Origin of the sequence: Longimicrobium sp. (assembly GCF_036554565.1) — a bacterium.
Taxonomy (GTDB): domain Bacteria; phylum Gemmatimonadota; class Gemmatimonadetes; order Longimicrobiales; family Longimicrobiaceae; genus Longimicrobium.
The window spans coordinates 1-4816 of sequence record NZ_DATBNB010000824.1 but is presented as its reverse complement, the minus strand read 5'-3'; the positions used below and the strand labels follow the sequence as shown (position 1 = coordinate 4816).

Genomic DNA, 4816 nt, shown 5'->3' with positions numbered 1-4816 from the left:
CCCCCCCCGCCTCCGCGTGATCCTGTCGTTCCGTTCTTACGGCGTGGCGGCGGGGATTTCCAGGATGCGCCTGCCCCCCGGGTCCGTCGGCGCGGCGGGGAGGCGCTTCAGGAAGCCGGCGTTCGCGGCGGGGTTCAGGCTGAAGACGTGAAGCCCCGTCTGGCTGAACCCGTTGTCGTGCTTGACGGTGGCGGCCACCACCAGCCGCTGCTCTCCCGGCCCGTCCACCACCAGCTCCACCTCCACCGCCACCTCCTCGCCCGCCGTCGCCGCGCCCGTCCACGCCACCGGGTTCGCCAGCGCGATCCCATTTTCCGCGCTCACGTCCAGCGTCAGCGAGGGCGCCGACACGCTGGGGAGCCCTACGATCCTCACGCGGCGCCGCCCCGGCCCCGGGTCCGGCAGCGGCACCAGCTCCACCGTCACCGGCGCGGTCACCTTGTCCGTCCCGCTCAGGCGGAGCACGCCCGACTGGGCGGAGGCGGGGAGGGCGGCGAGGATGCAGGCGGTGAACAGGACGAGCTTCATCATGGGATGGATCCCGGGAACGGTTGGGCGTGCGCGCTCAGTACCGCGCGACCAGCGAAAAGGTGCCCTGGTGGGCGGCGCCGGCCGGGAGCGGCGAGCCGCCCCGGCTCCAGCTCCTCACCTCCACCCGGTAGTAGCCGGGTTCCAGCTGCTGCTGGATGCGCTCGCTGTCGCCCACGCCGTTCACCGCGTTCGATTCGGCGACGGACTCGCCGGTCTCGTCGAACAGGTACAGGTCCAGGTCGGCGTGGTCCTCGTCGCGCGCTTCCAGGATCTTGAGCGTGATCGTCACCTGGCGCGCCTGTGACACGGTGAACCCGTAGTGCGCCGACGAGCGGTACAGGTTGCTGCGCCGCGTGCTGCGGCTGTCCACGGTTCCCGTCACCGCGGTTCCCGCCGCCAGCGGCTCGGGGAACGGCTCGCGCGGGCGGGGCTCCTGGCCCACGGGGTAGCGGATCCCGCGCGTCTGCAGCGTGGCCGTCAGCAGCCGTGCCAGCCGCGTTTGCGCGCCCAGCACCTCGGCGTACCGAAGCAGGTAGGCGTCGGGCACCCTGGCCAGCCCGGTGAAGGCCGCCCACAGGGGACCGAAGCCCAAGGCCACCGAATCTCCCTCCTCGCCCGCCGCGTCGTACCAGTCCCAGAGCGCCGAGCCCACCGAGTGCTCGCTCCAGATGCCGGGGGCGTCGTCCTTGGGCGCATCCACCTCCAGGTCCATGTTCAGCAGCACCGCCTGCTTGCCATGGATCACCCCCGTGTCGATGTAGTGGGAGGCCCCCGTGGCCGCCGCGCCGAAGAAGTTGCCCCACCCCTCGGACCACGCCAGCCGCGGGTCCAGCCGCTCGCCGAAGCCGTGGCCTCCGCCGGGGCTGGGGTCGCTGGAAAAGGCCGCCATCAGGAAGTGGCCGTACTCGTGGGCGATCACGTGGTCGTCGTACTCGTCGCTGTCTTCGCCTCGCTTTCCGTTGACGAAGACGGCGTTCTGCGAGCGGCGGAAGAAGGTGCCTCCCACGTACGCCGTGTCCCAGCGGATCTCCACCTTGGGAAGCACTACGCCGGGCTGCGCCGATCGGACCAGCGCGTTGGCCCGCGCGACCGTCGCGGCGATGTTGAAGGCGCCGGCGATCCGCGTGCTGTCCGTCGCCAGCAGGTCCGTACGCACCGCGCGCCCGGGGGTGGCCGTCGCCGTCGCGGCCACCATGGCGAACTCCATCCGGTCACCCTCGCGCACCACGGTGGCGTTCTCCGTTTGCGCCAGCGCCCGCACGAAGACCGCCTGCCGTCCGCGGAGCTCCACGGGAATCGTGTAGGCGCCCGCCGCGTCCGTGAACCCGCTCCCCAGCACCCGCCGCGAGGGCGAGGCGACCACCTCCACCCGCACTCCCGCCGCGGGCGTGCGCACCGGCGCGTCCAGCCGCAGCCCCGTCGGGCCCGCCGGCACCTTCTCGTACAGCACGGTGCCGCGGAACGGGGTGGACTGCGCGGCGGCTGGCGACGCGGCGGCGATGGACGCGGCGGCGCAGAGGAGAAGCGCACCGTTGCGGCGGAGGCGGAAAAGGAGTCCGGCGGGGAAGGGGGTCATCCGGGATCGAGGCGGAGGATGGGGGCGGCGCGGGAGGAAATCGGCCGCTCCGCTCAATCTGCCGCAGTCCGCCGCCCTGTCAACCTTCATCATCCCCGGCCCCCCGAACGCGGACGAATCCAAGGGGCCGGGATCGATCGTATCCCCTCTGGATGCCTGTTGTCGGGAACCCGGACCGAATGGGGGAGCCGGTGGCCGTACTGGAGCACAAGATGGAATGCGTGGCGGCGTGGACGTACATCCCCGAGGAAGGCGTGATCGCCTGCCGCGGGTGCAGCCAGGTGTATGAATCCACCCCGGAGCGGCGCTTCGCCGCCGACTTCGAAGCCATCCTCACCCGCCACATGCGGTGGATGGCGGAGGAAGGGCTGGCCCTGATCTCGTGCGAGGCGCGGACCCGTCCCCGGTGGGCGTGAGGGAGTGAACGCCGCGGACGCTGCGCATTATCCGCCTCAAATCGCCGAAGTGACTGCCGCGCCTGCATTTGACCCCGCCGCGGCGATCCGTTAGACTGGGTTTCCCGTCCAACTGACCGGCCCGCGCGAGGAAGTGCATCGTGCTCGTCTCATCGCAAAAACGCCGCTCCCCGGAGCGGCTTCATTCGTTCTCCTCGTCCCCGTCCGCACCTCGCACCGCGGGGCACCATGGCCGTTAGCCCCTGGACCACGCTGGCGCGCACCCTGCTCGCCGGCCGCCCGTCGCGCGCGCGCGCCCACCTGGGCGGGCTGGGCTTTCGCGACCGCATGGAGATGCTCCCCCGGCTCGCGCTGGCCGCCCTGGCCACCGTGCTGGCCGTGGGCGCCTTCGCCGTGCTGCTGAACCTGCTGCAGGGCGAGCGCATCGGGTCGCGCTACGTGCCCGCGGTGCAGCTGGGCCGCAACCTGGGCGAAAGCGTCGAGGCGGTGCAGCGCGGGCTGCAGGACGCCGTCGCCCTGCGCGACACCGCCAAGCTTTCCGATACCGACACGCTGCGGACGCGCTACCTTCGCGATGTCGATGCGCTGCGCGAGACGGGGGCAGTCGAGGGCGCGGAGACGGATGCGCTCCGCGACGGATTCGAGGCGTGGTACACCCTGGCCCGGGGGACCACGGCGCGCTTCATCGGCGGCGAAAGCAGCCCGGAGATGATCCGCGACCTGCAGGGGATGTCGCGCGGCCGCTCCGAGCTGCGCGCCCGCCTCTCCACCCTGCGAAGCGAACGCGAGGCCGACATCGCGCGCGTGTTCGCGGCCTCGCGGCGGGTTGGGATCGTCGCGCTGGTGCTCGTCGTGGCCGTCGCGGCGCTCGCCACCTGGCTGCTCTGGCAGATTTCGCGCGGCGTGCTGGACTCCGTCGCCACGCAGGTGGCCGAGGCGGTGCGCGTGGCGGAGCGGGTGAGCGCGGGCGACGTGGAGGAGGAGGCGAACGACGGCGTGGTGGCGGCGGATGACGAGCTGGGGCGCCTGCTGGCCGCGATGCGCGGGATGACCGCGTACCTGCGCGAGATGGCGCACGCGGCCGACCGCATCGCCGCGGGCGACCTGGACGTGCCCGTGCACCCCCGGTCCGAGCGCGACACCTTCGGCCATGCGTTCGTGGGGATGACGGCGTACCTGCGCGACATGGCCGCCGTGGCGGGCGAGATCGCCGAGGGCAACCTGACGCGCCGCGTGCAGCCGCGGTCGGCCGACGACCGCTTCGGCGGCGCTTTCGCCGACATGCAGCAGCGGCTGGGGACGGTGATCGACGAAATCCGCGGCGCCACGCAGACCATGTCGGCCAGCGCGGCCCAGGTGGCGGCGAGCGCGCAGGAGCTGTCCGCCGCCGCGACGGAGCAGGCGCAGGCCGTCCGCGAAACGGCGCAGGCGCTGGACGAGGTGAACGCCTCCGCGGGACAGAGCGCACAGCGCACCCGCGACATGCGCGGCGTGGTCCTTCGCGGCGCCGGCGACGCGCAGCTGGGCGCCACGGCCGCGGCGGAGACGATGGACGCCATGAAGCGCATCACCGACCGCATCTCCGTGATCCACTACCTGGCGGAGCAGACCAACCTGCTGGCGCTGAACGCGGCCATCGAGGCGGCGCGGGCCGGCGAGCACGGCCGCGGGTTCGCCGTGGTCGCGGACGAGGTGCGCCGGCTGGCGGAGCGCAGCCAGGAGGCGGCGGAGGAGATCGGCGCCATCGCGGGGAGCAGCCGGGGGATCGCGGAGCGCTCCGCCGCGGTGATGGCGCAGCTGGAGCCCATGATCCGCGAGGCCGCCGGGCTGATGGAAGAGGTGGCCGGCGCCTCCGTCCACCAGACGGAGCAGATTTCCCTCGTCCACTCGCGCACCGGCGACGTCGAGGGGATCACGCAGAGCAACGTGGCCGCGTCGGAGGAGCTGGCCGCCACGGCGGAAAAGATGGCGGCCGAGGCCGACCAGCTGGAATCGCGCGTCAGCTACTTCAAGCTTCCGGGTGCCCATGGCCGCTGAACGAATCCGTCCCCTCCTGCTCGGCCTCGCCGCGCTGACGCTGGCCGGCTGCGGTGGGGGAGAGACGCGGGCGAGCGCCGCGGCGGACTCCGTGTCCGTCGGGCTCGTGCTGAGCAGCGGCGGCCGGGGCGACCGCGGCTTCAACGACGCCGCGCTCACCGGGTTGGCCGCCGCCGCAACGGAGCTGGGCGCCGACACCGCCGTCACGGAGACGGCGGGCGGGGAAGGAAAGCCAGACGACCTGCGCAGGTACGCC

General features: G+C 72.8%; 4 protein-coding genes and 1 pseudogene. 3 read left to right on the top strand and 2 right to left on the bottom strand.

Features of this window, described 5'->3' with window-relative positions; translation table 11 throughout:
- Nucleotides 1-36: 36 nt before the first annotated feature.
- Nucleotides 37-531 (bottom strand): hypothetical protein, encoded by a 495-nt coding sequence (locus tag VIB55_RS23380; RefSeq protein WP_331879091.1) that lies wholly within the window; start codon nt 529-531, stop codon nt 37-39.
- A gap of 34 nt (nt 532-565) precedes the next feature.
- Nucleotides 566-2107 carry a pre-peptidase C-terminal domain-containing protein gene (locus VIB55_RS23375; protein ID WP_331879090.1) on the bottom strand — a complete coding sequence of 514 codons (1542 nt, stop codon included), beginning with the start codon at nt 2105-2107 and terminating at the stop codon, nt 566-568.
- Between the two features lie 152 nt (nt 2108-2259).
- Between VIB55_RS23375 and VIB55_RS23370 the strand changes: the two genes are divergently transcribed.
- From VIB55_RS23370 to VIB55_RS23360, 3 genes and pseudogenes are all read left to right on the top strand, one after another.
- Nucleotides 2260-2523 (top strand): hypothetical protein, encoded by a 264-nt coding sequence (locus VIB55_RS23370; protein ID WP_331879089.1) that lies wholly within the window; start codon nt 2260-2262, stop codon nt 2521-2523.
- Between the two features lie 228 nt (nt 2524-2751).
- Nucleotides 2752-4560, top strand: a complete 1809-nt coding sequence (locus VIB55_RS23365) for a methyl-accepting chemotaxis protein (RefSeq protein ID WP_331879088.1) — start codon at nt 2752-2754, stop codon at nt 4558-4560.
- Nucleotides 4550-4816: pseudogene (locus VIB55_RS23360) on the top strand (BMP family ABC transporter substrate-binding protein); the annotation flags it as partial. The gene VIB55_RS23365 and the pseudogene VIB55_RS23360, both read left to right, overlap by 11 nt.